22 protein-coding genes are annotated in these 23574 nt (G+C 54.7%); 9 read left to right on the top strand and 13 right to left on the bottom strand.

Features of this window, described 5'->3' with window-relative positions; translation table 11 throughout:
• Positions 1–32: 32 nt before the first annotated feature.
• The 8 genes from J4D97_RS02910 to hxlB form a co-directional block, all read right to left on the bottom strand.
• Positions 33–497, bottom strand: coding sequence for a hypothetical protein (locus J4D97_RS02910; RefSeq protein ID WP_208306288.1), 465 nt, complete (start codon positions 495–497; stop codon positions 33–35).
• Positions 498–661: 164 nt separating this feature from the next.
• Positions 662–1717: a DUF6414 family protein gene (locus tag J4D97_RS02915; protein WP_208306289.1), complete on the bottom strand. Its 1056-nt coding sequence runs from the start codon at positions 1715–1717 to the stop codon at positions 662–664.
• 86 nt (positions 1718–1803) lie between these two features.
• Positions 1804–5274 (bottom strand): methylmalonyl-CoA mutase family protein, encoded by a 3471-nt coding sequence (locus J4D97_RS02920; RefSeq protein WP_208306290.1) that lies wholly within the window; start codon positions 5272–5274, stop codon positions 1804–1806.
• Between the two features lie 144 nt (positions 5275–5418).
• Complete coding sequence (locus J4D97_RS02925; RefSeq protein ID WP_208306291.1) at positions 5419–6417, bottom strand: carboxypeptidase-like regulatory domain-containing protein; 999 nt, start codon at positions 6415–6417, stop codon at positions 5419–5421.
• A complete protein-coding gene (locus J4D97_RS02930) occupies positions 6414–6686 on the bottom strand; it encodes a hypothetical protein (RefSeq protein ID WP_185283562.1) in 273 nt (90 codons plus the stop codon). The genes J4D97_RS02925 and J4D97_RS02930 overlap by 4 nt, the downstream gene beginning before the upstream one ends.
• Before the next feature lie 54 nt (positions 6687–6740).
• Positions 6741–7343: a Uma2 family endonuclease gene (locus J4D97_RS02935; RefSeq protein ID WP_208306292.1), complete on the bottom strand. Its 603-nt coding sequence runs from the start codon at positions 7341–7343 to the stop codon at positions 6741–6743.
• 188 nt (positions 7344–7531) lie between these two features.
• Complete coding sequence (gene hxlA, locus J4D97_RS02940; RefSeq protein ID WP_208306293.1) at positions 7532–8164, bottom strand: 3-hexulose-6-phosphate synthase; 633 nt, start codon at positions 8162–8164, stop codon at positions 7532–7534.
• A 58-nt stretch (positions 8165–8222) separates the two neighbouring features.
• Positions 8223–8807, bottom strand: coding sequence for a 6-phospho-3-hexuloisomerase (hxlB, locus tag J4D97_RS02945; protein WP_185283563.1), 585 nt, complete (start codon positions 8805–8807; stop codon positions 8223–8225).
• A 249-nt stretch (positions 8808–9056) separates the two neighbouring features.
• Here hxlB and J4D97_RS02950 point away from each other — a divergent pair, with 249 nt between their 5' ends.
• The gene (locus tag J4D97_RS02950; RefSeq protein WP_185283564.1) at positions 9057–9980 is read left to right on the top strand and encodes an AraC family transcriptional regulator; all 924 of its coding nucleotides are present in this window, start codon (positions 9057–9059) and stop codon (positions 9978–9980) included.
• Between the two features lie 180 nt (positions 9981–10160).
• Here J4D97_RS02950 and J4D97_RS02955 read toward each other — a convergent pair whose 3' ends face one another.
• From J4D97_RS02955 to J4D97_RS02970, 4 genes are all read right to left on the bottom strand, one after another.
• Positions 10161–11027: a carboxypeptidase-like regulatory domain-containing protein gene (locus J4D97_RS02955; RefSeq protein ID WP_208306294.1), complete on the bottom strand. Its 867-nt coding sequence runs from the start codon at positions 11025–11027 to the stop codon at positions 10161–10163.
• A gap of 253 nt (positions 11028–11280) precedes the next feature.
• Positions 11281–13134 (bottom strand): glycoside hydrolase family 15 protein, encoded by a 1854-nt coding sequence (locus J4D97_RS02960; RefSeq protein ID WP_185283566.1) that lies wholly within the window; start codon positions 13132–13134, stop codon positions 11281–11283.
• A 184-nt stretch (positions 13135–13318) separates the two neighbouring features.
• Positions 13319–13672 (bottom strand): hypothetical protein, encoded by a 354-nt coding sequence (locus J4D97_RS02965; RefSeq protein WP_185283567.1) that lies wholly within the window; start codon positions 13670–13672, stop codon positions 13319–13321.
• Between the two features lie 37 nt (positions 13673–13709).
• Positions 13710–13880 carry a hypothetical protein gene (locus J4D97_RS02970; RefSeq protein ID WP_208306295.1) on the bottom strand — a complete coding sequence of 57 codons (171 nt, stop codon included), beginning with the start codon at positions 13878–13880 and terminating at the stop codon, positions 13710–13712.
• Between J4D97_RS02970 and lepA the strand changes: the two genes are divergently transcribed.
• The 7 genes from lepA (at position 13870) to J4D97_RS03005 (ending at position 20990) form a co-directional block, all read left to right on the top strand.
• Positions 13870–15657: a translation elongation factor 4 gene (gene lepA / locus J4D97_RS02975; protein WP_185283568.1), complete on the top strand. Its 1788-nt coding sequence runs from the start codon at positions 13870–13872 to the stop codon at positions 15655–15657. The genes J4D97_RS02970 and lepA overlap by 11 nt on opposite strands.
• 105 nt (positions 15658–15762) lie before the next feature.
• Positions 15763–15942 carry a hypothetical protein gene (locus tag J4D97_RS02980; protein WP_185283569.1) on the top strand — a complete coding sequence of 60 codons (180 nt, stop codon included), beginning with the start codon at positions 15763–15765 and terminating at the stop codon, positions 15940–15942.
• Positions 15943–15954: 12 nt separating this feature from the next.
• A complete protein-coding gene (locus J4D97_RS02985) occupies positions 15955–16866 on the top strand; it encodes a bifunctional 5,10-methylenetetrahydrofolate dehydrogenase/5,10-methenyltetrahydrofolate cyclohydrolase (protein ID WP_208306296.1) in 912 nt (303 codons plus the stop codon).
• 169 nt (positions 16867–17035) lie between these two features.
• Positions 17036–17653 carry a 7-carboxy-7-deazaguanine synthase QueE gene (locus J4D97_RS02990; RefSeq protein ID WP_432207206.1) on the top strand — a complete coding sequence of 206 codons (618 nt, stop codon included), beginning with the start codon at positions 17036–17038 and terminating at the stop codon, positions 17651–17653.
• Positions 17654–17688: 35 nt separating this feature from the next.
• Entirely contained in the window at positions 17689–19635 is a 1947-nt protein-coding gene (locus J4D97_RS02995; RefSeq protein ID WP_185283571.1) for an OmpA family protein, read from the top strand.
• A 296-nt stretch (positions 19636–19931) separates the two neighbouring features.
• The gene (locus tag J4D97_RS03000) at positions 19932–20303 is read left to right on the top strand and encodes a hypothetical protein (RefSeq protein WP_208306297.1); all 372 of its coding nucleotides are present in this window, start codon (positions 19932–19934) and stop codon (positions 20301–20303) included.
• A gap of 324 nt (positions 20304–20627) precedes the next feature.
• A complete protein-coding gene (locus tag J4D97_RS03005) occupies positions 20628–20990 on the top strand; it encodes a hypothetical protein (protein WP_208306298.1) in 363 nt (120 codons plus the stop codon).
• Between the two features lie 95 nt (positions 20991–21085).
• Here J4D97_RS03005 and J4D97_RS03010 read toward each other — a convergent pair whose 3' ends face one another.
• The gene (locus J4D97_RS03010; RefSeq protein ID WP_185283574.1) at positions 21086–22375 is read right to left on the bottom strand and encodes a citrate synthase; all 1290 of its coding nucleotides are present in this window, start codon (positions 22373–22375) and stop codon (positions 21086–21088) included.
• Between the two features lie 245 nt (positions 22376–22620).
• Here J4D97_RS03010 and J4D97_RS03015 point away from each other — a divergent pair, with 245 nt between their 5' ends.
• A complete protein-coding gene (locus J4D97_RS03015) occupies positions 22621–23517 on the top strand; it encodes an aldo/keto reductase (RefSeq protein WP_208306299.1) in 897 nt (298 codons plus the stop codon).
• Positions 23518–23574: the final 57 nt, after the last annotated feature.

A 23574-nucleotide genomic window follows, 5' to 3' on the forward strand; every position in this document is an offset into this window, starting at 1 on the left:
TTGGATAGCTCCAAGCGGCGCGGTTTTATGGTTCAGCTTTCCCACGATTGGGCACCTTCGTAACGCCAATAGTCTTTCTTGATTGGCAAGATAGTGCCATTGCTCTCATAGGGAATAGACCACTTATCGAGGTCAATTTCCCAGGTAAATGTTTGTATGTCGGTGTATTCGGTTTTGAAGTGAACAGCCGCTGATAGCCAATATAACCTAGTCAGCAGATTCTCAAACTTGTCTTTCCATTCTCGCCACTCATGTTCTATCGATTTAAAGTTTGCTCCGAAATGTATTATCCTACCCGAATAAGCATAATTGATTCCCGGTCTATTTAAGTCACAATGCGTGATAGCAAACATATTTCGTGTCAGAGGAGGCCATTCATCTTTAATAGGTAAGTTTCCAATCACCTTTCTATTATGATGATAGACCTCGTTCTGCTTTATGCCTTTTAGTAAGCCGTATTCTTCGATACAGCCATAAAGCCTAGTTGCCATCCCCATGTTCTTAATCCTCTATATTTCCTGTGCAGTAATTAATAAATGGAAATATTTCTTAACAATTTAACGCCGCCCAGACGACTCAAAGCGGCGCGGTACCGGCTGGCCGCTGGGGCGGCTAGGGCTTCTTGTATACTGAATCGGCACAGCTTACGCTGCAAATGAAATTAATTGTTTTCAGATGAGCCTAGTATTACTTCTCTATATATAGCAATTGGACTAATGGCTATTTTAGGGTATGCTGGCACATAAAATAACTTTTCAAAGTTTTCAAATGTAGAAAACATGTTTCGAAAAGCTTTGTCAAACCCCTGTACGTCACTTAAGTCATCCGATGAATAAATGAGGAATTCGTCGTTTGGGTCAACTCTAACATCCTGTTGGCGAGGTGCAGATGTGATTATCCCTACTACTGTAAGTTTAACATTAGGCCTTGTGCCATAAGTATAAATTATACTTTCAAAATCTCCGTCAATAATATACTTATCCTTAAGATTTGCAAGAATTTGAAATTCATTAAAATTATCGAGTGGGAGTAATCTGAAGTTTAGCCTTTTAGGAGTAAAAGTGTTTAAAAATGTCTTTACTCCTGAAATAAAATCTTCGTCGATAAAACTTATTCCCGTGTTATTTTCTAAAAGAGAGTCTATCTTCTTTTCAAATGCTCTGATTTGAGCTAAATCTCTAGACTTGACGTTACGGTCGTCTTTTTGATGGGCTAGTTTGCGAGCATCAGATAGTTGCTTTCTTAAAGATAGCAGTTCAGGGCTGTTGTCTAGTTGAGCCTTGTAAATCAACCGCTGTACTTCGTTGTAGTTGGATAATATATGCTTAAATCTTTCAAAGTCTTCAAATATTCCCCATCCGCTTGCTTTGATATAGTTCATATTATGAATCTCACCCATAAAACCATTGTATGAGCCTTGCCATAAATCGAAGCTATTGTTAATGTTCGTTAGTAAACTATTGTTTAATAACTGCTTTTCTATTTCGTTTAGTAACTCGTGGTATAGCTCTGATTTTTCAGTCTTAACTAACCTCTCTTTGCCTCTGCCTCCTACGTTGGCTTTAACTAGTTTGATGTCAATTCCTATTCCGGACGAAACCTCGTTCTCGTCTTCAAAAGCTCTAGATATTTCACTTATTAGTCCTCCGCTTAATTGACTTATTAGCGATTTGGCTTTTTCAAGATCAAAATATATCAAGTCTTTGATTGATTTCACGTTTTTGAATAAAATAAGTGTGACTTAAAAAGGGTGCTACCTCAGCAAGATAGCACCCTTTCACAATAGCTGAAATCAGCTCCAAATTACATATTCCTTCTATACTGCCCGCCTACCTCAAACAGCGCATTCGTAATCTGCCCAAGCGAGCAGAACTTCACGGTTTCCATCAGCTCCTCGAACAAATTCCCGTTGGCAATGGCTACCTGTTGCAGTTGCTTCAGGCGCTGCTCGGTGGTACCTTGGTTGCGGGTGTGCAGGTTTTGCAGCATCGTGATTTGATACTGCTTTTCCTCCTCCGTGGCCCGGATTACCTCGGCCGGAATGACCGTGGGCGAGCCTTTGGAGGAGAGGAAGGTGTTCACGCCGATGATGGGATACTCGCCCGTGTGCTTGAGCATCTCGTAATGCATGCTTTCCTCCTGAATCTTGCCGCGCTGGTACATGGTTTCCATGGCGCCCAGCACGCCACCGCGCTCCGTAATCCGGTCAAACTCGGCCAGGACGGCTTCTTCTACCAGGTCGGTCAGCTCCTCGATGATGAAGGAGCCTTGCAGCGGGTTTTCGTTTTTGGCCAAGCCCAGCTCGCGGTTGATGATGAGCTGGATAGCCATGGCCCGGCGCACCGATTCTTCGGTGGGCGTAGTGATGGCCTCATCGTAGGCGTTGGTGTGCAGGGAGTTGCAGTTGTCGTAGATGGCGTAGAGGGCCTGCAATGTGGTGCGGATATCGTTGAAGTCGATTTCCTGGGCGTGCAGCGAGCGGCCGCTAGTCTGGATGTGGTACTTCAACATCTGCGAGCGGGCATTGGCGCCGTACTTCAGCTTCATGGCCTTGGCCCAGATGCGGCGCGCCACGCGGCCAATCACGGCGTACTCGGGGTCGATGCCGTTGGAGAAGAAGAACGACAGATTGGGCGCGAAGTCGTTCACGTCCATGCCCCGGCTCACGTAGTACTCCACAAAGGTGAAGCCGTTGCTGAGGGTAAGGGCCAGCTGCGTAATAGGGTTGGCGCCCGCCTCGGCAATGTGGTAGCCCGAAATCGACACCGAGTAGAAATTGCGTACTTTCTCCGTGATAAAGTATTCCTGCACGTCGCCCATCAGGCGCAGGGCAAACTCCGTGGAGAAGATGCAGGTGTTCTGGGCCTGGTCTTCCTTAAGAATGTCGGCCTGCACGGTGCCGCGCACCTGCGAGAGCGTGCGCGCCTTAATGGCAGCGTACACGTCGGAGGGTAAGACCTGGTCGCCGGTCACGCCGAGCAGTAGCAGGCCCAGGCCGTCGTTGCCCTCGGGTAGGGCGCCCTGGTAGCGCGGGCGCTCCAGGTTTTTCTCCTGGTAGAGCTGGTTGATTTTGGTGTCGACCTCGCTTTCCAGCCCGTTCTCCTTAATATAAAGTTCGCACTGCTGATCGATGGCCGCATTCATGAAGAACGCCGCCAGCGTAGCGGCCGGACCGTTAATGGTCATCGATACCGACGTGCTGGGGTTGGCTAGGTTGAAGCCGGAGTAAAGCTTCTTGGCGTCGTCGAGGCAGGCGATGCTCACGCCGGCATTGCCGATTTTGCCGTAGATGTCGGGCCGCAGGTCGGGGTCCTCGCCGTAGAGCGTTACCGAGTCGAAGGCCGTGCTCAGGCGCTTGGCGGGTAGGCCCATGCTCACGTAGTGGAAGCGCCGGTTGGTCCGCTCGGGGCCACCTTCGCCGGCAAACATGCGGGTAGGGTCTTCGCCCTCGCGCTTAAACGGAAACACGCCGGCCGTGTAGGGAAACTCGCCGGGCACGTTCTCCTGCAACTGCCAGCGCAGCAAGTCGCCCCAGGCTGTATAGCGGGGTAGGGAAACCTTCGGAATCTGCTGGCCCGAGAGGCTCTGGGTGTGCGTCTGGATGCGGATTTCCTTGTCGCGCACCTTAAATACAAACTCTGGGGCCTTGTAGGCGGCTACCTTGTGCGGCCAGGTTTCCAGGAGTTTCCAGTTTTGCCCGTCCAGCCGCAGCTTGACTTCCTCGAATGTGGCCTCCAGGCCGGCCACGAGTGCGCCGGCGTCGAGGGCTGGGCTGCCCCCGCTGGTTCCGCTAGGGCTTCCGGCCCCGAGGCTGCGGACGGCGTCGACACTTTGCTGAAGTCCGAAAAGCTGCTGGGCAGTTGCGGATTGTTGGTGGACCCACTGGTCATATTGGCGGTTGGTTTCGGCTATTTCGGAAAGATAACGCGTGCGGTGGGGCGGAATGATATAGATCTTCTCCGATTCGCCCACCGGGGTTTCCAGGTGCGAGGCAAAGGTAGCACCCGTTTTTTCTTCCAGCACGTGCAACACGGCCCGGTACAGGCGATTCATACCGGGGTCGTTGAACTGGCTGGCAATGGTGCCGAACACCGGCATCTGGTCCAGCGGCGCATCCCATTGCTGGTGGTTGCGCTGGTATTGCTTGCGCACGTCGCGCAGGGCGTCGAGGGCGCCGCGCTTGTCGAACTTGTTGAGGGCGATGACGTCGGCAAAATCCAGCATGTCAATCTTTTCCAGCTGGGTGGCCGCGCCGTACTCGGGCGTCATCACGTAGAGGCTGGCGTCGGAGTGCTCGGTGATTTCCGTGTCCGACTGCCCAATGCCTGAGGTTTCGAGGATGATCAGGTCGAAGTCGGCGGCGCGCACCACGTCCACGGCGTCCTGCACGTACTTGCTGAGGGCCAGATTGCTCTGACGGGTAGCGAGGCTGCGCATATACACCCGCGGCGAGTTGATGGCGTTCATCCGAATCCGGTCGCCGAGTAGGGCGCCGCCCGTCTTGCGCTTGCTGGGGTCGACGGAAATAATGGCAATGGTCTTCTCCGGAAAATCGAGCAGGAAGCGCCTTACCAGTTCATCTACCAAGCTCGACTTGCCCGCGCCACCCGTGCCAGTGATGCCTAGTATTGGTGTTTTAGCTATTAGCTGTTGGCTGTTAGCTGTTGGCTTGTCATTATTTTCTGTGGACGAAGAGCTAGCAGCTAACAGCTGAGAGCTAACAGCTGAGAATTCTTCCGGGAAGTTTTCGGCGGCCGAAATCAAGCGTCCAATGCTGCGGGCATCTTTCTCTTGCAGGTGGCTGACCTCACCGTTGAGGTGCTGGCCTGTCGGGAAGTCCGATTTTTCCAGCAGGTCGTTGATCATGCCCTGTAAGCCCATGGCCCGGCCGTGGTCGGGCGAGTAGATGCGGGTGATGCCGTAGGCTTCCAGGTCTTCAATCTCCGTGGGTAGGATAACACCGCCGCCGCCACCGAAGATCTTCACATGACCGGCGCCGCGCTCTTGCAGCAGGTCGTGCATGTACTTGAAATACTCGTTGTGGCCGCCTTGGTAGCTGGTAATGGCAATGGCCTGGGCGTCTTCCTGAATGGCGCAGTCTACGATTTCCTGCACTGAGCGGTTATGGCCCAGGTGGATCACCTCCGCGCCGCTACTCTGGATGATGCGGCGCATGATATTAATAGCGGCATCGTGCCCATCGAACAAGGCAGCCGCCGTTACGATACGAACGTGGTTCTGGGGTTTATAAGGGGCAACGGGGGTGGTTTGCATGTTGGGTGGGGTAGGGTAGTTTGGGTAGGGCTAAAGGTACGAAATAGGCAGCGGGGGCGCGTATAAGGCGTCCGTGCTGTGCTATCTCATTCAACTCGTGCTACCTAAACAACGTCAGCAACGACGAGCGCGTGCAACGCGCCCCTACCGCCAGCTCTGCACATTCAAATACAGGCTGGGCTGTCCGGGGTAGAATTTCCACTGGTCCTGGCTTTTATTCCGGGTGTAGACCAGATGCAGGGGAGTCGGGAAGGCCGCTGGAACATCGAAGGAATCATAGCCAGCTGTTTCTCCCACCGCGTCGAGCCATTGCAGCGCCACTACTATCTTTTGGCCTTTGTTGAGTTGCAGATTATAAGGCCTCAAATCGACGCTAATCCAGCCGTGCTGCTGTTCGGTAAGCACCAGTTGAATATCGGCGGGCAGCAACAACTCCGCCGGCCGGCTGTTGCGGACGGCGTAGAACAGCAGCCGCAGGCGGACCTGCCGGAACGGATTTCTAGCCACGTACACGTTGAAATCGTCTACGTAGCAATTACGAGAGGAAGTGAGGAAAGTCCCGAACTCCGAGCCGAGCTTTTCGCGTCGGCGGGTACTATCCGCCACGATACTATTCACACCCCAGTGGGCTATTCCGCTGGTGCCGGTGCGTCCCAGTACCTGTGGCTTTAGTTGCTGGTGCCGCACCATTACCTCGCGCAATGTCTGCGGCTGCCTCCGCAGCCGGATAGTTAAGGGCTGTTGCCGTAACTGACGTACTACCAGTCGAGCCGGCTGGTAGCCTACGCACGTGACCACCACGGTATCCGTCGCCGCAAGATCCGGCGAGTCTGAGAAACTGAAGCGTCCTTGGGCATCTGCTACGGTTCCCAAAGCCTTGCCCTTCACCCCAACAGAAGCAAACGGCACGGGGGCAGCAGTTGAATCGTAGTACACTTGCCCTTGCAAGGTTTGGCCAACCAGCAGGGTAGGCCGACATAAAATCAATGAAAAACCGATTAATAGGGTAAAGCGCATGAAGCTGTAGCGTTGATTGATACAGCTAAGGGAGTGCAGCCGGGTAGCGTAGCGTTGCAACGCGCATAAAAAAGCCCTGGCGAGGGCCGAGGCGTGGTGCGAGTTTGCATTAGGCAGACTATTCATTCAGAATTAGATGAATCTTCTTCGAAGTCCTCAATGAAGTTTCTACCACCAGTAGTATTAAAATTGTTTAAAATGTATTCCAGAGCCTCAATGGGAATGTCAATACCCTGGTGAAATGTTGAGAATGTTATCTTTTTCAAATCGTCATGCCTGAATATCTCTAGTAGTAGTGTATGGCCCTCCCACAACTCCCAGCCCAAGCCATCGCGTGGGTTCACATCACTTGCTATTACAAGCCGAAAATTCCGGTTATCAATAATAAGAGCCATATGCTGGGTTTAAGAAGTAATGATGCGTAGTGAAACCAGTAAGGATAACCTATTTCACCGCAGTTCCGTCAGCCGCAGCCGAAACCCTGGCAGCACCGCTTCGCCCGAAAGCTCCTGGTCAAAGCCTTGTACTACCTCCGGCTCTGGCTGGCCGGGGCGGTATAGGTAGGCGGTTTCTGTCTCGGGTACGAGCAGCCAGGCCAGTTGTGCACCATTGCGGAGCCAGTCAAGCATCTTCGCTTGCAGGGTTTTAGTCGAATCAGTAGCCGATTTCAACTCCACCACAAACTCCGGGCAAACGGGGGCAAACTTATCCTGCTGCTCAGTCGTCAGGGCGTTCCACTTAGCCGCCGAAACCCAGGAAGCATCCGGCGACAGCACGGAGCCATCGGGTAGGGTGAAGCCGGTGTTGGAGTCAAAGACCTCTCCTAGCTCTGTATGGTCAATAAACCAGTTGTATAACTGCCCATTCAAGCGGGCGTTGCGTTTGCCGGAGCGGCTGCCGGTAGGCGACATAAGCACAATTTCGTGGTTGGCCGTGCGCTCGATGCGCAACTCCGGATGCTGCTGGCAGAAGTCGAAAAACTCCGCATCGGTCATCTTTTCCAGGTACGGGCCGCGCAAAACCAGGCTGTGTTCGGAGAAGAGAGGTAGCATAGCAGAAAGATACGCGTTTGGTCTTAATGCCAAAACGTGGATAATAGTCTCAACGTTCAGGAGGCGCTTCTGCCTCATCCATCCATTCGCGCACAGCTAATAAAAAAAGCTCCGGCCAATGGCCGGAGCTTTTTTTATTAGCCTATTGAGGCGTGTGTACTACGGATGCAGCAAAGAGACTACCTGCCTTACGCAGCGTCGAGGGCTTCGCGTAGCTCCTTGGCAGCAGCGGCCGGATCGGCGGCGCCGTAGATAGCGCCACCGGCAACGGCAACAGCTACGCCAGCTTGCTTCACGGCAGCAATGTTGCTCAGGTTGACACCGCCCGCAATGGAAACGGGTACACCGGCGCGCTTCGCCTCGTCAATCAGGACTTGGATGGAGTAACCTTCCAGAGCCTGCTCGTCGAGACCGGCGTGCAGCTCCACGAATTCTACGCCCAGCGCACTTACTTCCTGAGCCCGCTTCACGCGGTCGGTCACGCCAATAGTGTCTACTACCACGCCTTTGCCGTGGGCCTTGGCGGCTTTCACGGCACCTACGATGGTGGCGTTATCAACAGCGCCCAAGATGGTTACCAGGTCGGCGCCGGCTTTGAAGGCCATATCGGCTTCCAGCTCGCCGGTGTCAGCCGTTTTGAAATCAGCAAAAACGAGCTTGTCGGGATGGGCTTGCTTCATGGCCGTAATAACGGCGAGGCCTTCACTCTTGATAAGGGGCGTGCCCAACTCAATAATATCAACGTAGGGTGCTACTTTGCCAGCCAGGGCCAGGGCTTCCTGGGTGGTCAGTAGGTCGATTGCAACTTGTAATTTAGCCATGTTATGGGGGTGAGTTTGGGTTACATGAAAGAAAAAGGGGAGGAGCCTCCCCAGGAAATTATTCTAGGTTGGCGTGCCGCTTCCACAGCTCTTCGGCCGGGGTGCCATCCAAGCCCCATAGGGTTTGGAAGATAGCATCGAGGAGCAGCAGAACGCTTTGCTCGAACAGGCTGCCGGCATATTGCGCCGAGATTTCGCCGCCGTGGTCCTGCTTCTGGGCGGCGGGCAGCACGGCCACATGCGTAGCCAGCGCCGCCAGCGGCGACGAGGTAGTAGTGGAAATAGCCACCACCCGGGCGCCGGCTGCGGCTGCTTTTTCGGCTGCTTTCACAATGCTGCTGGTGGTGCCCGAGCCGGAGCCGGCCAGCAGTACATCGCCGCTGCCGATGGCGGGGGTAGTGGTTTCGCCTACCACAAACACCGTCAGGCCGAGGTGCATCAGGCGCATGGCGGCGGCTTTCAGGGCCAGTCCGGTGCGCCCAGCGCCCACAACAAACACCCGGTTGGCCTGTTGCAAGAGCGGAAGGATTGCCGCTACCTGGTCGAAATCAAGCTTTTCGGCTAGCTGTTGATTTTCCCGGATGATCTGCTCTAGATGGTTGTGCAGGGTTGTGCTCAGCGCATCGGAAGGTGTCTTGCTCATGGGGTCCGCAGGTTTTGGATTCGGCTACGTAGCTGGTTACTCAGGTAGTACCGCTCGGCTGGAAAAGCGAATCAGGATACTATGCTGCAAAGCTAGGGCAGGCTGCACGGCCATACTGGCAGAATGGTATCAAGTGGTAGCAGTATCCTATCGAACCCCACCTGCGGGCTACGTTTTGCCAGGTAGCCCGCATATTTTACCTCCATTTGCATCGCTGCCCGAGGGCAGATACATTCTGACCACTCACCCATGCGTGTACCTGATTTGCTTCCTCTCATCCCGCTGCCCAACGCGCAGAACCTTACGACCCTGATTGACAACCGGCGGGTACAAACGCTGGAAAACTATGAGATTAGTCTGCTCGAAACCTATATACAAAGCGCGCAGGTAGAGCAGTCGTACAGCGACTTGGTGCTCACCAATATGCTACGTGGCAAGAAGGTGATGCACCTGTTGGAGCAGGAGAAGTTTAACTACCTGCCCGGTAATACGATGGTAGTGCCACCCAATTTGAAGATGAGGATTGATTTCCCGGAGGCCTCAGATGAGAACCCTACCCAGTGCGTGGCCCTGGCCATTGACCGGCTGCAAATCATCGACACGGTGAACTATCTGAACGAGCACTACCCCAAAACGGAGGACGAAAAGTGGACCTTTAGCTTCAACCAGCACTACTTCTACAACGATGAAGAAGTGACGGCGCTGCTATACAAATTGGTGCGCATTGGGTTCGGCGACTCCCGCAACAAGGATATTCTGGCCGATTTTACGGTGAAAGAGCTGCTGCTCCGCATCATGCAGGTGCAAAGTCTCCACGAAAAGGAGCACAACGTGGCCGTGCTGGCTACCTCAAACCGGTTTGCCCACATTCTGCACTACATTAAGGAGAATATTGCGGAGAAAATCAGCGTCGACGACCTGAGCGAGAAGGTGTACATGAGCAAGCCCAATTTCTACCGGGCCTTCAAGCACGAGTTTGGCCTGTCGCCCATCGACTACATCATCAAAGAGCGCATGCGGCTGGCCAAGAAGTGCCTGAAAAACCCGGCGCTCAGCATCACCGAAATATGCTTCAAAGCGGGCTTCAGCAACCTGAACTACTTCACGCGCATGTTCCGGCAACTGGAAGGCATCACCCCGACGGACTATCGAGTATTGTGTCTGGCTAGGTAGACTGGGTCCCTACCCGGTGGCATTGCACCTGGTACTAGCAGCCATCCACCTATTATAGTATGCCGCTTGCTACTTCGTAGCCGAAGGCTTCAGTCCTGGGACGATAGGCCCCGTTCATTTTAGCTTTCAAAGCTGAAGTCCTGGGCTACGGAAGGGTGCGGTCTTCAGTCTAATACTTCTCTAGTCACGGGGACTCGCTACTGTCACATACAAGCTCAGATTTACGGGTTGCACGTGCCATTGATCCTCGGATTTGTCACGGAATACCATGCGGTGCGTAGCCGATAAAGCAGCCGGAATCAGCAGTACGTTCCACTGGTTTTTGTCGGCGCGGTCGCGGGCTTCCAGGCCGTCGAGCCACTCCAGCGTCACGGCCACGCGCTTGTTGTCACCTACGCAAACCAGGTAGGGTTGTAGGTTGATGTGTTGCCAGCCTTTGGGGGCATTGTCGGGTACGGCAAACTGTATGTCTTGCGTGAGCAGGCTGGCGGCCGGGTGGTCTTCGGCGTCGAGCGTGCGCACGTTGAGGCGGAAACGTAGATTCTTATAGTTGCGGGTCCCGAAATATACGTGTGCATCTTCTAGGTAGCTGCCTGGTTTCACGTGCAGGATGGTCCCTACCTCACGGCCAGGGATGCTGGCGGGGCTTTTGTCGGTAGACAGGTGAAAGTTGTAGTAGGTGAAGCCCCAAATACCGTCGCGGCCCAGGCGGTGGCGTTTCCAGCCATTGGCGCGCACGTGCACTTCGCCCAGGGTCTGGGCTTGTGGCGTCAGCTTGATGGTGACGTGACGCGTCAGCTCAGCAGCTAGTACTTTGTAAGGCCGGTAGCCCACACAAGAAAATACTACCGTGTCATTAGCCGCAGCGGCAGCCAGTTGCTGCGGGTTAAAATGTCCCTGGGCATCAGCCACCGTTCCAATGGGTTTGCCTTTCACCCCCACAGAGGCATAGGGCACGGCGGCGTTGGTGTCAGCATTGATAATGGCTGGGGTAGGGGCCTGAAAGAAGAATGATGAAAGCGGAAGAAATAGGAGATAGGCTATCATGTAAAGAAGAATGATGTAGCCAATAGAGTGAGAAGGAAACCCCAAACGTTGCAACGCTACCCTCCCAAAAACAAAACTCCCGGCTGAAGCAACGCGCTTAAGCTGGGAGTTTTTAGGTTGAATTTGTCCGAAGTTGTTCAGGCAAATGCTAAGTCAGAGTTAGCAGTAGGGATACAAAATAATCGGAGTTGCTGATGTCAGTTCAGTTGCGTAGTTCCAAACGTCCAACACCACAACAGCAACGCAATGGTTCCTACCCTACAAACAAATGACCCTGTTGCGTCTTGCCGCTGTGGCGCTCGTCCAGGTCACGGTTGAGCTGGAACGCGGCGCTGATAAGGGCCAGATGCGTAAAGGCTTGTGGGTAGTTGCCGATCTGCTCGCCGGCCGTTCCAATCTGCTCGGAGTAGAGGCCCAGCGGACTCGCGAAGCCCAGTAGCTTCTCAAATAGCAGGGTAGCCTTGTCCAAATCGCCTGCCCGCGACAGGTTCTCGATGTACCAGAACGAGCACATCGTGAACGTGCCTTCCTCTCCTTCCAGGCCATCGGAGGCACCCCCGCCGGCGTGGTAGCGGTACATCAACGAGTCAATAATCAGCTCCTTTTCGAGGGTGCGCATGGTAGACTGCCAGCGCGGCTCGGCTGGGCTAAACATGCGCACCAGTGGGAGCAGCAGCACCGTGGCATCCAGCACATCACCGCCTTTATACTGCACAAAGGCTTGTTTCTCCTCGCTCCAATAGTTCGTGAATACTTCCTGGTAAATCTCATCGCGCACCTTGTACCACTTTTCCAGCGGGGCCGGGAACGAGCGGTCGTTGGCAATCTGAATGCCGCGGTCCAGCGCTACCCAGCACATCATTTTGGCCGAAATGAACTGGCGCTCCTCGTCGCGCACCTCCCACATACCGTGGTCCTCCTCCTGCCAGTTCTCCGCCACAAAATCCACCAGCCGCGACACGTGTTTCCAGAAGTCGTAGGTGATGGCCCCGCCGTACTTGTTGTAGAGGTAAATCGTGTCAAGCAGCTCGCCGTAGATGTCAAGCTGAAACTGCTGAGCGGCGCCATTACCAATGCGCACCGGACGCGAATCGCGGTAGCCGGCCAGGTGCAATAGCTCCTTTTCGGGTAGGTCAGTGGAGCCATCCACGGCATACATCAACTGCAAGTCGGCGGCGTCTTTCAACTGGTTGCACCGCTCCATAATCCAGTGCAGAAAAGCTTTCGATTCGGTGGTAAAGCCCAGACGCAGAAATGCATACATGGTAAAGGCCGCGTCGCGAATCCAGGTGAAGCGGTAGTCCCAGTTGCGAGCACCACCCACGCACTCGGGTAGGCTGAAAGTAGCTGCCGCTACCGTTGAGCCGTATTGGAGTGAGGTGAGCAGCTTGAGCGTAATAGCGGAGCGCAGCACCGTTTCGCGCCAACGGCCAATGTAGGTACTACTTTCAATCCACTCGCGCCAGTACGTTAGCGTATCCTGAAAAGCGCCTTCGGTGTAGTGCGCCAGGTCGCGGGCGATAAAAGAAGGGTCGTCAACGGGTGTGGCTTCAATTACAAAACTGGCCGTGTCGCCGGCTTCCAGGGTCCAGGTGCCGGTAGCGTCGCCGGTGCCGGTAGGCTGAAGCGGCCGGTCGCCAAGCAGACGAAACTGAAAGTCCTTCTCGCCGGTGCTGCGGAAAAGCAGGTCATTCTCCTGTTGCACCAGCTCGTGCGGCGCGCGGGCGTAGTCGAAACGGGGACAGCAGTGCATAGTAAACGTCATGCTGCCTTTGATGACACGCAGCATCCGCACCACGGCGCAGTTCTGCTCCTGGTGCTTGATGGGCATGAAATCCGTCAGCTCGGCAATGCCGCCTTTAAAGTAGAAGCGCGTTAGGAGCACGCCCGTGTTAGGCAGGTAGAGTTGTTTGGATTGCACCCCTTCGTCGGCGGGAGTCAGTGCCCAATGTCCGCCCTTTTCAGCGTCGAGCAGCGAGGCAAAGATGGTAGGGGAGTCGAAGCGGGTGAAAGGAAGGTAATCTATTGAGCCTCTGTTCGATACTAGCGCAACCGTGTGTAGGTTGCCAACCAGGCCATAGTCTTCTAAAGGAGTAGCTTGCGTCATAAAAGAAGTAGGTACACGAGTGTGCAGTACCCTAACAACGCAAAAGGTCCTTCGACAGGCGAGGTTGACGCAAATTTTGTAGAGTGATTTGAGAAGCAGACGACTTTCACAAACCTCTCGGCAACTCGCGGAACTTATGCGCAGAATTTCCGAAAGTCGCCGAGTAGTTTGTGTGTCTACTTACTTATTTGTTGGCAGCTTTTTCAAGCGCCTTTTCCAGCTCGTCGGCGGCCTTTTCGATGTCGTGGTAGCCTTGCTGGGCGGCGCGCTCCTTGGCCGCCAGCAGGCCGTCGCGGTGCACGGTTTTGAAGTCACCGTAGGGAAACTTATAACGGCCTTTCGTGTCTTCGCCCTTGCTAGTGTCTTCGCCGAGGTGCCACTTGGCGTACTCTTCTATCTCGTGCTTTTCGAGAAATTTGTTTTCATCGGCCGTGTCGGGGTTGTGCTCGCTCCAGTGGCCGGAGTCGTTCTTGATTTTGCCGTCTTTGATCAGCTGCTTGGCATACGTCACAGCTTTTTTGTTTACCTGGATGCTCATGGTTGGGGAGGGGGTAGGAAAATGAATAGAGCCTACCCTAGCAGCGGCGGGCTGCCACGGGCAGGATAGGGTTTTCTTTAAACGCAAAGGTCATTCGGCGCGTTTGGTCGAGCTTGGAGGTAGCAGGGCGACTTGTGCCGGCAGCTAGCTTTTGCGGGCCGGTTTGCGTAACTTTGTGGTTGCAAAAACCGCCTCTAGTGAAGAACATTCGTAATTTCTGCATCATTGCCCACATCGACCACGGCAAAAGCACCCTAGCCGACCGTCTGCTGGAATTCACCCAGACCGTGGCCCAGCGCGATATGCAGGCCCAGCTGCTCGATAATATGGACCTGGAGCGCGAGCGGGGCATCACCATTAAGAGCCACGCCATCCAGATGCAGTATCAATACAAGGGCGAGCCCTACACGCTCAACCTGATTGATACGCCCGGCCACGTCGATTTTAGCTACGAAGTATCGCGTTCCATTGCCGCCTGCGAAGGCGCGCTGCTGATCGTGGACTCGTCGCAGGGGATTGAGGCGCAGACGATTAGCAACCTCTACCTGGCCATTGGCTCCGACCTGACCATCATTCCGGTCCTCAATAAAATTGACCTGCCCCACTCCATGCCGGAGGAGGTGTCGGACGAGATTGTGGACCTGATTGGCTGCGACCGGGACGAAATCATCCACGCCTCGGGCAAAGCTGGTATTGGCATTGAGGAAATTCTGAATGCCATCTGCGAGCGGATTCCCGCCCCAGCAGGTGACCCTGAGGCCCCTCTGCAAGCCCTGATTTTTGACTCGGTGTTCAACTCCTACCGGGGCATTGAGGTGCTGTTTCGCATCAAAAACGGCACCATGCGCAAGGGCGATAAGCTCCGCTTCATGGCTACCGGTAAGGAGTACGGCGCCGATGAAATCGGCATCTTGGGCCTCAAACAGGAGCCCCGCCCCGAGATGCGGGCTGGCAACGTAGGCTACCTGATTTCGGGCATTAAAGAAGCCCGCGAGGTGAAGGTAGGCGACACCATTACCAACGTCATCAATCCCACGAAAGAAGCCATTCACGGCTTCGAGGACGTGAAGCCGATGGTATTTGCTGGTATCTACCCCGTGGATACCACTGAGTACGAGGAACTGCGCTCGTGTATGGAAAAGCTCCAGCTCAACGACGCCGCCTTGGTGTGGGAGCCCGAAACCTCCGCGGCCCTGGGCTTCGGTTTCCGTTGCGGCTTCCTGGGTATGCTGCACATGGAAATCGTGCAGGAGCGCCTGGAGCGTGAGTTCGACATGACGGTAATTACCACCGTGCCCTCGGTGCAGTTCCACGCCACCGGCACCAAGGATCAGGAGTACATCATCAATGCGCCCTCCGAGATGCCTGAGCCGAACACGGTAAAATTCATCGAGGAGCCGTTCATCAAGGCCCAGATCATTACGGCCGCCGACTATGTAGGCTCTATCATCACGCTGTGCATGGAGAAGCGTGGCATCATCAAAGGCCAAAGCTACCTGACGTCTGAGCGGGTAGAGATGACCTTCGAGCTGCCGCTGTCGGAAATCGTGTTCGACTTCTTCGACAAGCTTAAGACCATTTCGCGCGGTTATGCCTCGCTCGACTACGAGCTGATTGGCTTCCGCGAGTCGGACATGGTGAAGCTGGATATCATGCTGAACGGCGAGAAGGTCGACGCCTTGTCGGCCATCGTGCACCGTAGCAAGAGCTACGAGTGGGGTAAGCGCCTCTGCGAAAAGCTGCGCGAGCTACTACCCCGCCAGCAGTTCGAAATTGCTATTCAAGCCTCTATCGGCCAGAAAATCGTAGCCCGCGAAACGGTGAAAGCCCTGCGCAAAAACGTAATTGCCAAGTGCTACGGCGGCGACATCTCGCGTAAGCGTAAGCTGCTCGAAAAGCAGAAAGAGGGCAAAAAGCGGATGCGCCAAGTGGGCTCCGTAGAAATCCCTCAGGAAGCTTTCCTGGCTGTATTGAAGATTGACTAATGCCCGAAAGCGCGGCTCCGACAGGGGCCGCGCTTTTTGTTGGCCCCTGTATTTTTCACCTCATACACTTCTTGACACGGCGTTGTATGATTACACATCCATCCCATGTCTGAGAACATCACCAAGAACTGCAAAAGCCAGGAGCAACTGGAAAAAATCATCAAAGGCCAGGAGCGTAAGTTCCGGTGGCGCGACGATTGGCCCGCTATGGAAAAAGCCCTCACGGAAGCCGGTAACGCCGCCATTGCCGCCCACGAAAACAAGGCCAAAACCGACCAAGAGTAAACCCGCATTAATATGACCCCAGCCCCCGAAGCTGCTACCTACCAACTCATCGACGGTAAGAAAACCGCCGAGGACATCAAAGTTGAAATTGCCGCCGAAGTAGTGCAGCTGAAAGCCGCTGGCCAAAAGGTGCCTCACTTAGCGGCCATCCTCGTCGGCCACGACGGCGGCTCCGAAACCTACGTGCGCAACAAAGTGCTGGCCTGCGAGCGGGTAGGCTACAGCAGCACCCTGCTGCGCTACGAAGACACCATTACGGAGGCAGAACTGCTGGCGAAGGTAGAGGAGCTGAACCAGGACCCCGAAATCGATGGGTTCATTGTGCAGCTGCCCCTACCCAAGCATATCAATGCGGAGAAGGTGATTGAGGCAGTCCGCCCCGAAAAGGACGTAGACGGCTTTCACCCTATGAACCTGGGCCGTATGGTGGCAGGGCTACCGGCATTACTGCCGGCTACCCCTTCGGGCATCGTGGAGCTGCTGAAGCGCTATGACATTAAAACCAGCGGGAAGCATTGCGTGGTGATTGGGCGTTCCAATATAGTAGGTACGCCGGTTAGTATATTGCTGGCTAAGAACCTAGAGCCTGGTAACTGCACGGTTACTTTATGCCACTCACGCACGGCAAACATAGCCGAAATCACGCGCCAGGCCGATATTGTGGTGGCTGCCCTAGGCCGCCCAGAGTTCGTAACCAGCGACATGGTGAAGCCAGGCGCGGTGGTGATTGACGTGGGCACTACGCGGGTAGAGGACGCCAGCCGCAAGTCAGGCTTCGTGCTGAAGGGCGACGTGAATTTCACTGAGGTAGCGCCGCTAACCAGCTACATCACGCCGGTGCCGGGTGGGGTAGGCCCCATGACCATTGCTATGCTGCTGCTGAACACGCTACGCGCCGCGAAAGGCGAGGTGTACCCGCGGTAAAAAACCAGAACCAAACCGCCATTTTCGTGGTTTGAAGCTTTACTAGTATCTTTAAAGTCGGGCTTTAGGCAGGGTTTTTGGGTGCCATGGTACCCAGCGCCTTTCCTAAGGCCCGATACCTTTTTTGCCGACTGTTTTGTTACATCAACTTCCCGTTGCAACTGGCCTGATGGCCGATAGCACAGGGGCAGCCACGCTGCCCCTGATGGAGCATTTCTACACGATTCAGGGCGAGGGCTACAACACGGGCCGCGCTGCGTACTTCCTCCGCCTGGGCGGCTGCGACGTGGGCTGCGTGTGGTGCGATGTGAAAGAGTCGTGGGATGCCGAGGCGCACCCGCGCGTGGCCATTGCCGACATGGTGGCCGCCGTCACGTCCTACCCCGGCCGCAACGCCGTGATTACCGGCGGCGAGCCGCTCATGCACGACCTCACCCAACTCACCAGCTCCCTGCAAGAGGCCGGCTGCCAAACCTGGATTGAAACCTCCGGCGCCTACCCGCTCTCCGGCAGCTGGGACTGGATCTGCGTTTCGCCCAAGAAATTTAAAGCGCCTCTACCTCAAGTGCTGGCTGAAGCACACGAACTTAAAGTGGTAGTATTCAACAAGTCTGATTTTAAATGGGCTGAAGAACACGCCGCGCAGGTAGGGGAGAACTGCCGCTTGTACCTGCAACCCGAGTGGAGCAAAGCCGCCGTCATAACCCCGCTTATTATCGATTACGTGAAGGCCAATCCGCGCTGGCAGGTGTCGTTGCAAACGCATAAGTACCTCGATATTCCTTAGCCGATCTTCTGGTTTAGCCCACCCTTTCTCCTTCCATGCGCTTCTCCTTTCCTGCTTCATTGTTGGCGTTTGTGCTGGCGTTGCCTCTGTCAAGTTCCGCGCAGGTAACCCTGGCCACTACCAATACCAAAGCGCGCGGCCTATGGGATAAAGCGCAGCAGCAAGCCAAAGCCCGTGATTTTAACAAGGCACTAGAAACGCTGCAAGTGCTCAATGAGAAGTTTCCTTCCTTAGGCGAGCCATATGTACTACGCGGCTCTCTGTTGAAGGCAATGGGCGAAAACCAGGGTGCCTACGAAGCCTACCGCGACGGACTGAGCAAGTTACCGGTGGCCGCCGGGCAGGCCAACAGCTACTTCACGCTGGGCGAACTGGCCCTGAGTATGGGCGATTACAAAACCGCAGCCGATGGCTACACCAAGTACCTGAAGGTAGGGCCAAAAGGGCAGCGCAATACGGCGCGGGCGCAGCAGCAACTGCTCAACTGCGAGTTTGCTCTGAAGGCTATAGCCAACCCCACCGGCAAGCAGCCCGAGCGCCTCGGCGAGCCGCTAAATACGTTTTACTTTCAGTATTTCCCGGTGCTGACGGCCGACAACCGCTTTCTGGTGTTCACGGCCCGAGCCAGCGCATCAGATGATAGTTTCGAGGATATCCTGATTTCCAAACAGAGCAAGGATGGGTCGCTGAGTGAGCCGGTATCGATATCACCGGCCATCAATACGCCTTACAATGAGGGCGCGGCCACGATTTCGGGAGATGGCAAGACGTTGGTATTTACTTCCTGCGACCGGCCTGGCTCCGTGGGCTCCTGCGACCTGTACATCTCGCGGCGCACGGGCAACACCTGGAGCAAGCCCCAGAATATGGGCCGCAGCGTCAACTCGCCCTACTGGGATTCGCAGGCCTCGCTCTCGGCCGATGGGCGCACGCTCTACTTCACCTCCGACCGGCGCGGCGGCCTGGGTAAGGAAGACATCTACGTGACCACCCAGCAAGACGACGGCTCCTGGAGCCCCGCCCGCAACCTGGGCGCCCCCGTGAACACGCCGGGCCAGGATATGGCGCCTTTTATTCATGCCTCGGGCACCACGCTCTACTACGTGACGGATGGGCTGGTAGGCATGGGCGGCTTGGACGTGTTCCGTAGTGCCGTGCAGCCCGATGGCAAGTGGGGCGTGCCGCAGAACCTGGGCTACCCGCTCAATACCTTTGAGAACGAAGCCTCGCTGTTTATTTCCTCCGACAACCGCCGGGGCTTCTGCTCCCGCTCGCGCACTTCGGAGCCAGGCGTAACCAAGGTGCGCAACCGGCCGGTAGAACTGTATAGCTTCGAGGTGCCGCAGTCGGTGCAGGCGCAGGAAACTAGCACCTACACGCAAGGTAGGGTGTTCGATGCCATCACGAAAAAGCCGCTAAAGGCCGATGTGCAGCTCTACGACCTCAACACCGACCAGCTCACACAATATGTGACCTCCGACCCCGAGCAGGGCGACTACACGGTGGTGCTGAACGAGGGTAGGCAGTACGCCATGTACGCCGTGGCCGATAAATACCTGCTCAAAAGCCTAAGTTTCGATTACACTGACAAGCGCAGCTTCGACCCGCTCACGCTTGACATCTACCTAGAGCCCGTGCGGGCCGGGCGCACCATCGTGCTCAATAACTTGTTTTTTGATACCAATAAGTACGAGCTGAAGCCCAAGTCGCGCACTGAGTTGAACCGGCTGATTCAGTTTATGCAGCAGTATCAGGAGGTGCAGGTGGAGATTTCCGGCCATACCGATGATGTAGGCGCTGATGCCGACAACATGGTGCTCTCGCAAAACCGCGCCAAGGCCGTATATGATTACCTAAGCGAGCACGGCGTGAAGGCTACCCGCTTGCGCTTCAAAGGCTATGGCGAAACCCGTCCCTTGGTCGCCAACGATTCAGAAGCACACCGCCAGCAGAACCGCCGCATCGAGTTCCGGCTATTGTAGCTCACTACTCGTTCGACACCCAAGCCAATAGCCTCCGCTATTGGCTTTTTTTATGATTGTAGTATTCCTTTTTCAGGCACCGAACAGGTAGCTGGGAATAAGTATGTTGTATAAGTTTAGTGCAAGTTATCAGTTATTTAAATACTACAATATCTTTTTTAAGTTAAAATTTAGCCAATACGTTTGTACCGTTCCACAAGGCTAATTATCCATTGAAAATAGGATTTAGCCTTGTGGAACACAATGTCAATACATAGTTGTATCCGTTCATTTTCACTCTTTCACTTACCACGAGCATGAAAAAAGCATACTTAACCGCCGCCTTGCTACTAGGATTGTACTCAAGCAGCCTGGCTAAGGGGAGCCATCAAGAACCCGATGAAAAAGCTACTATTCAGCAGCGAGCGGTAGTACTCACTCGGGCCATGGCCACCAAGATGCGCCTCGATGAAGGCCAGTATCTAAAGTTAAAGCAACTGAATATTCGGTGGCTTACGGAGATGGAAGCGCTTAAACAAGATGGTAGCACTACTATATCGGCGCTGGATGAAAACGCTTCGGCTATGCAGGCGCAATACGAAAGCGAGATGCTGGCCCTACTGTATCCTGCCCAGCAGCAGATCTACCGTCACCTCGAAAATACTCGTATGGCCTTCCGCGCCGAGTAGCTTCGCTGAGCTGAAAAGACAATTCTTCGTCGTCCCTCTTAGGGTAGTAATACAATTATCATGCATTTCTACTTCTATCAGCTCGGAGCTAAGCAATGCAAAAACGAATAGGAATGCAGCTATAGATTAGTTAAGTGATAGTTAGTAGAAAAATATAATAAGTTTATGTTGCACTTTATTAATAAATAGTATTATATTCGATTATAATTATGTTTTGCCTCATTAGCCGGTCTATGTATCGCCAGTGCTGCCACCAGTTAACTTTTTCCATTGTCTCATTCCTGTAATACAGTTCATCTTTCCACCTTCTACCCAGTATCAACCATGAAAACGAAATCCTACATTCTGCTCGCCGTATTCGCTCCGTTCAGCACGACTTCTGTAGTAGCTGGTGGTCCCGGCGATTCGCCTCTGGCAACTCGTGCCAAAACCATGACCCAGCAGATTGCGGCTAAAACGCACCTCAACGAAGGCCAGTACCTGAAAGTGAAGCGACTGAACCTGCAGATGCTGACGGCCGTGGAAACCCTGAAAAAACAGCGCACCATGGATGCAGAAGCCGTTGACAAGCAGATGGCCGAAATCCAGGACCACTACGAGTGGGATCTGGCCGCTATCCTGTGGCCCCGCCAGATGGTTGCTTACAGAGAAGCTAAAGCGTCGATGACAGCCGTGAATCTACGTTAATCGCCTGCTATCGATACAACAGCTACTTCACTGGAGTACACGAAAAAAGCCCGCTGTAAAGCGGGCTTTTTGTGTAGCGGGTAATAAGAGGCAGCTTAGCGCTGCTCGATGCCAACATAGTCGCGCTCCCGCTCGCCCACATAGATCTGGCGCGGACGGCCGATGGGCTCCTTGTTCTCGCGCATCTCTTTCCACTGGGCAATCCAGCCGGGTAGGCGGCCCAGGGCAAACAGTACCGTGAACATTTCCGACGGAATACCCAGGGCTTTGTAGATGATGCCCGAGTAGAAGTCCACGTTTGGATAGAGCTTACGGTCAACGAAGTATTGATCGGTAAGGGCGGCTTCTTCCAGCTCCTTGGCGATTTTCAGCAGGGGGCTATTCGTAACGCCTAGTTCCTGCAACACCTCATCGGCAGCCTTTTTGATAATCTTGGCGCGCGGGTCGAAGTTCTTGTACACGCGGTGGCCAAAGCCCATCAGGCGGAAGGGGTCTTCCTTGTCCTTGGCCTTCGCAATGAACTTGCTAGTGTCGCCACCATCGCGCTCAATGGCCTCCAGCATCTCAATCACCTCTTGGTTGGCGCCGCCGTGCAGCGGGCCCCACAGGGCATTGATACCAGCCGAAACCGAGCCGTAGAGCGACGCGTTGGACGAGCCTACTAGGCGCACGGTAGACGTAGAGCAGTTCTGCTCGTGGTCGGCGTGCAGGATGAGCAGCTTGTTGAGGGCGCGCACCACCACCGGGTTCACCTCGTACTTCTCCGTGGGGTAGCCAAACATCATGTGGAGGAAGTTGGCGCAGTAGTCGAGGTCGTTGCGGGGGTAGCTAAGCGGGTGCCCGATGGAGTTTTTGTAAGTCCAGGCCGCAATGGTGGGCATTTTAGCCAGCAACCGCACAATGGTCAGGTCTACCTGCTCCTTGGTCTGGTTGGGGTCGATGCTCTCGGGGTAGAAACCAGTCAGCGCACAGGTGATGCTGCTGAGGATGGCCATGGGGTGCGTACTGCTGGGGAAGCCGGAGAAGATCTTGCGGATGTCCTCGTGCACCAGCGTGTGCTTGGTGATGCGGTTGCTGAATGCATCTAGCTCGCTCTGGGTGGGTAGGGAGCCATAAATCAGCAGATAGGCCACTTCCAGGAAGCTCGACTGCTCAGCTAGTTGCTCGATGGGGTAGCCGCGGTAGCGCAGAATGCCTTCCTCGCCGTCGAGGAACGTGATGGCGCTCTTCGTGGCACCGGTGTTCTTGTAGCCCGGATCAATAGTGACGTAGCCGGTTTGGTCGCGGAGCTTAGCAATGTCAATTGCCTTTTCATGCTCAGTGCCTTCAATAGTGGGGAAAGAAAATGATTTCCCTTCGAGAATAATCTCAGCAGACTCTGCCATAAGTAGTGGTTAGAGGTGGGTTCCGGGGCGAAGCTAAAGAATTACCGGTAAGCAGGAAAGATTAGCGGCCAATTGTCTGCTATACTACAAACACAGACGTTGTGTTGTTCAGGCGCGAACCAAAGGGAAACTAAACTAGAAATAGAAGGTGCCTCCGTCTAATTTCCTGTTACGGGTTGCACTCCTATTGCCTGTGCCGTAACGCCGTGGCGCAAACCTGCGTCTCTAATACCAAACACCCCCGCATGAAATACAACCAACTAGGGAAATCCGACCTACAGGCCAGCGAAATCAGCTACGGCTGCATGTCTTTGCAAGACGACCACGCCGCCAACGCCCGCCTGCTGCACCAGGCGTTCGACCAGGGCATCAACTACTTTGATACGGCCGACCTCTACCAAAAAGGCGAAAACGAAGCCTCCGTCGGCAAAGCCTTTAAAGGGCGGCGCTCCAATGTACTACTGGCCACAAAGGTCGGCAACCAACTACTACCCGACGGCAGCACCGCCTGGAATGCCAGCAAAGCCTACATCCTACAGGCTGTAGAGCAGAGCCTGCGCCGCCTCCAAACCGACTACATCGACCTCTACCAGCTCCACGGCGGTACCCTCGACGACCCCATCGACGATACTATTGCGGCCTTTGAGCAACTGCAACAAGAAGGCAAAATCCGCTACTACGGCATTTCGTCTATCCGCCCCAATGTCATCCGCGAGTACGTGCAGCGGTCTGCTATGGTGAGCGTGATGACCCAATACAGCCTCCTCGACCGTCGGCCGGAGGAAGAAACCCTGAAGCTGCTGCACGAGCATTCTATTAGTGTAATGGTGCGCGGCAGCTATGCGCAGGGATTGCTACTAGATAAGCCTGCGAAAGAGTATTTAGGACATTCGGCGAAAGAGGTAGGCGCCATGGCTACGGCCGTTCGGGCTACGGCTGGCGAATTGCATACAGCGCCGGCGCAAGTGGCTGCGCGGTTTGTATTAGATACGCCAGGGGTAGCCTCGGCCGTTTTAGGCATCCGAACGGCGGAGCAGTTGGCAGAAGCGCTACGCATAAAGGAATGCACCGTACTACCCAGCCAGGCACGGCAGACGCTAGAGGAAGTGCTGGAAAGCAAGCAATACGAGCAGCACCGGTAGCAGGTTACCCTCGTCAGAGCTTGAAGCCCTGACGAGGGTATTTCGTTCGGTTTGCAG

It is taken from the genome of Hymenobacter defluvii, assembly GCF_017589435.1.
GTDB classification, from domain to species: domain Bacteria; phylum Bacteroidota; class Bacteroidia; order Cytophagales; family Hymenobacteraceae; genus Hymenobacter; species Hymenobacter profundi.

Coding starts and splice junctions, on each gene's coding strand:
- J4D97_RS02910 (WP_208306288.1), bottom strand. CDS start 497: ATGGGGATGGCAACTAGGCTTTATGGCTGTATCGAAGAATACGGCTTA.
- J4D97_RS02920 (WP_208306290.1), bottom strand. CDS start 5,274: ATGCAAACCACCCCCGTTGCCCCTTATAAACCCCAGAACCACGTTCGT.
- J4D97_RS02925 (WP_208306291.1), bottom strand. CDS start 6,417: ATGAATAGTCTGCCTAATGCAAACTCGCACCACGCCTCGGCCCTCGCC.
- J4D97_RS02930 (WP_185283562.1), bottom strand. CDS start 6,686: ATGGCTCTTATTATTGATAACCGGAATTTTCGGCTTGTAATAGCAAGT.
- J4D97_RS02935 (WP_208306292.1), bottom strand. CDS start 7,343: ATGCTACCTCTCTTCTCCGAACACAGCCTGGTTTTGCGCGGCCCGTAC.
- hxlA (WP_208306293.1), bottom strand. CDS start 8,164: ATGGCTAAATTACAAGTTGCAATCGACCTACTGACCACCCAGGAAGCC.
- hxlB (WP_185283563.1), bottom strand. CDS start 8,807: ATGAGCAAGACACCTTCCGATGCGCTGAGCACAACCCTGCACAACCAT.
- J4D97_RS02950 (WP_185283564.1), top strand. CDS start 9,057: ATGCGTGTACCTGATTTGCTTCCTCTCATCCCGCTGCCCAACGCGCAG.
- J4D97_RS02955 (WP_208306294.1), bottom strand. CDS start 11,027: ATGATAGCCTATCTCCTATTTCTTCCGCTTTCATCATTCTTCTTTCAG.
- J4D97_RS02960 (WP_185283566.1), bottom strand. CDS start 13,134: ATGACGCAAGCTACTCCTTTAGAAGACTATGGCCTGGTTGGCAACCTA.
- J4D97_RS02965 (WP_185283567.1), bottom strand. CDS start 13,672: ATGAGCATCCAGGTAAACAAAAAAGCTGTGACGTATGCCAAGCAGCTG.
- J4D97_RS02970 (WP_208306295.1), bottom strand. CDS start 13,880: ATGTTCTTCACTAGAGGCGGTTTTTGCAACCACAAAGTTACGCAAACC.
- J4D97_RS02980 (WP_185283569.1), top strand. CDS start 15,763: ATGTCTGAGAACATCACCAAGAACTGCAAAAGCCAGGAGCAACTGGAA.
- J4D97_RS02985 (WP_208306296.1), top strand. CDS start 15,955: ATGACCCCAGCCCCCGAAGCTGCTACCTACCAACTCATCGACGGTAAG.
- J4D97_RS02990 (WP_432207206.1), top strand. CDS start 17,036: ATGGCCGATAGCACAGGGGCAGCCACGCTGCCCCTGATGGAGCATTTC.
- J4D97_RS02995 (WP_185283571.1), top strand. CDS start 17,689: ATGCGCTTCTCCTTTCCTGCTTCATTGTTGGCGTTTGTGCTGGCGTTG.
- J4D97_RS03000 (WP_208306297.1), top strand. CDS start 19,932: ATGAAAAAAGCATACTTAACCGCCGCCTTGCTACTAGGATTGTACTCA.
- J4D97_RS03005 (WP_208306298.1), top strand. CDS start 20,628: ATGAAAACGAAATCCTACATTCTGCTCGCCGTATTCGCTCCGTTCAGC.
- J4D97_RS03010 (WP_185283574.1), bottom strand. CDS start 22,375: ATGGCAGAGTCTGCTGAGATTATTCTCGAAGGGAAATCATTTTCTTTC.
- J4D97_RS03015 (WP_208306299.1), top strand. CDS start 22,621: ATGAAATACAACCAACTAGGGAAATCCGACCTACAGGCCAGCGAAATC.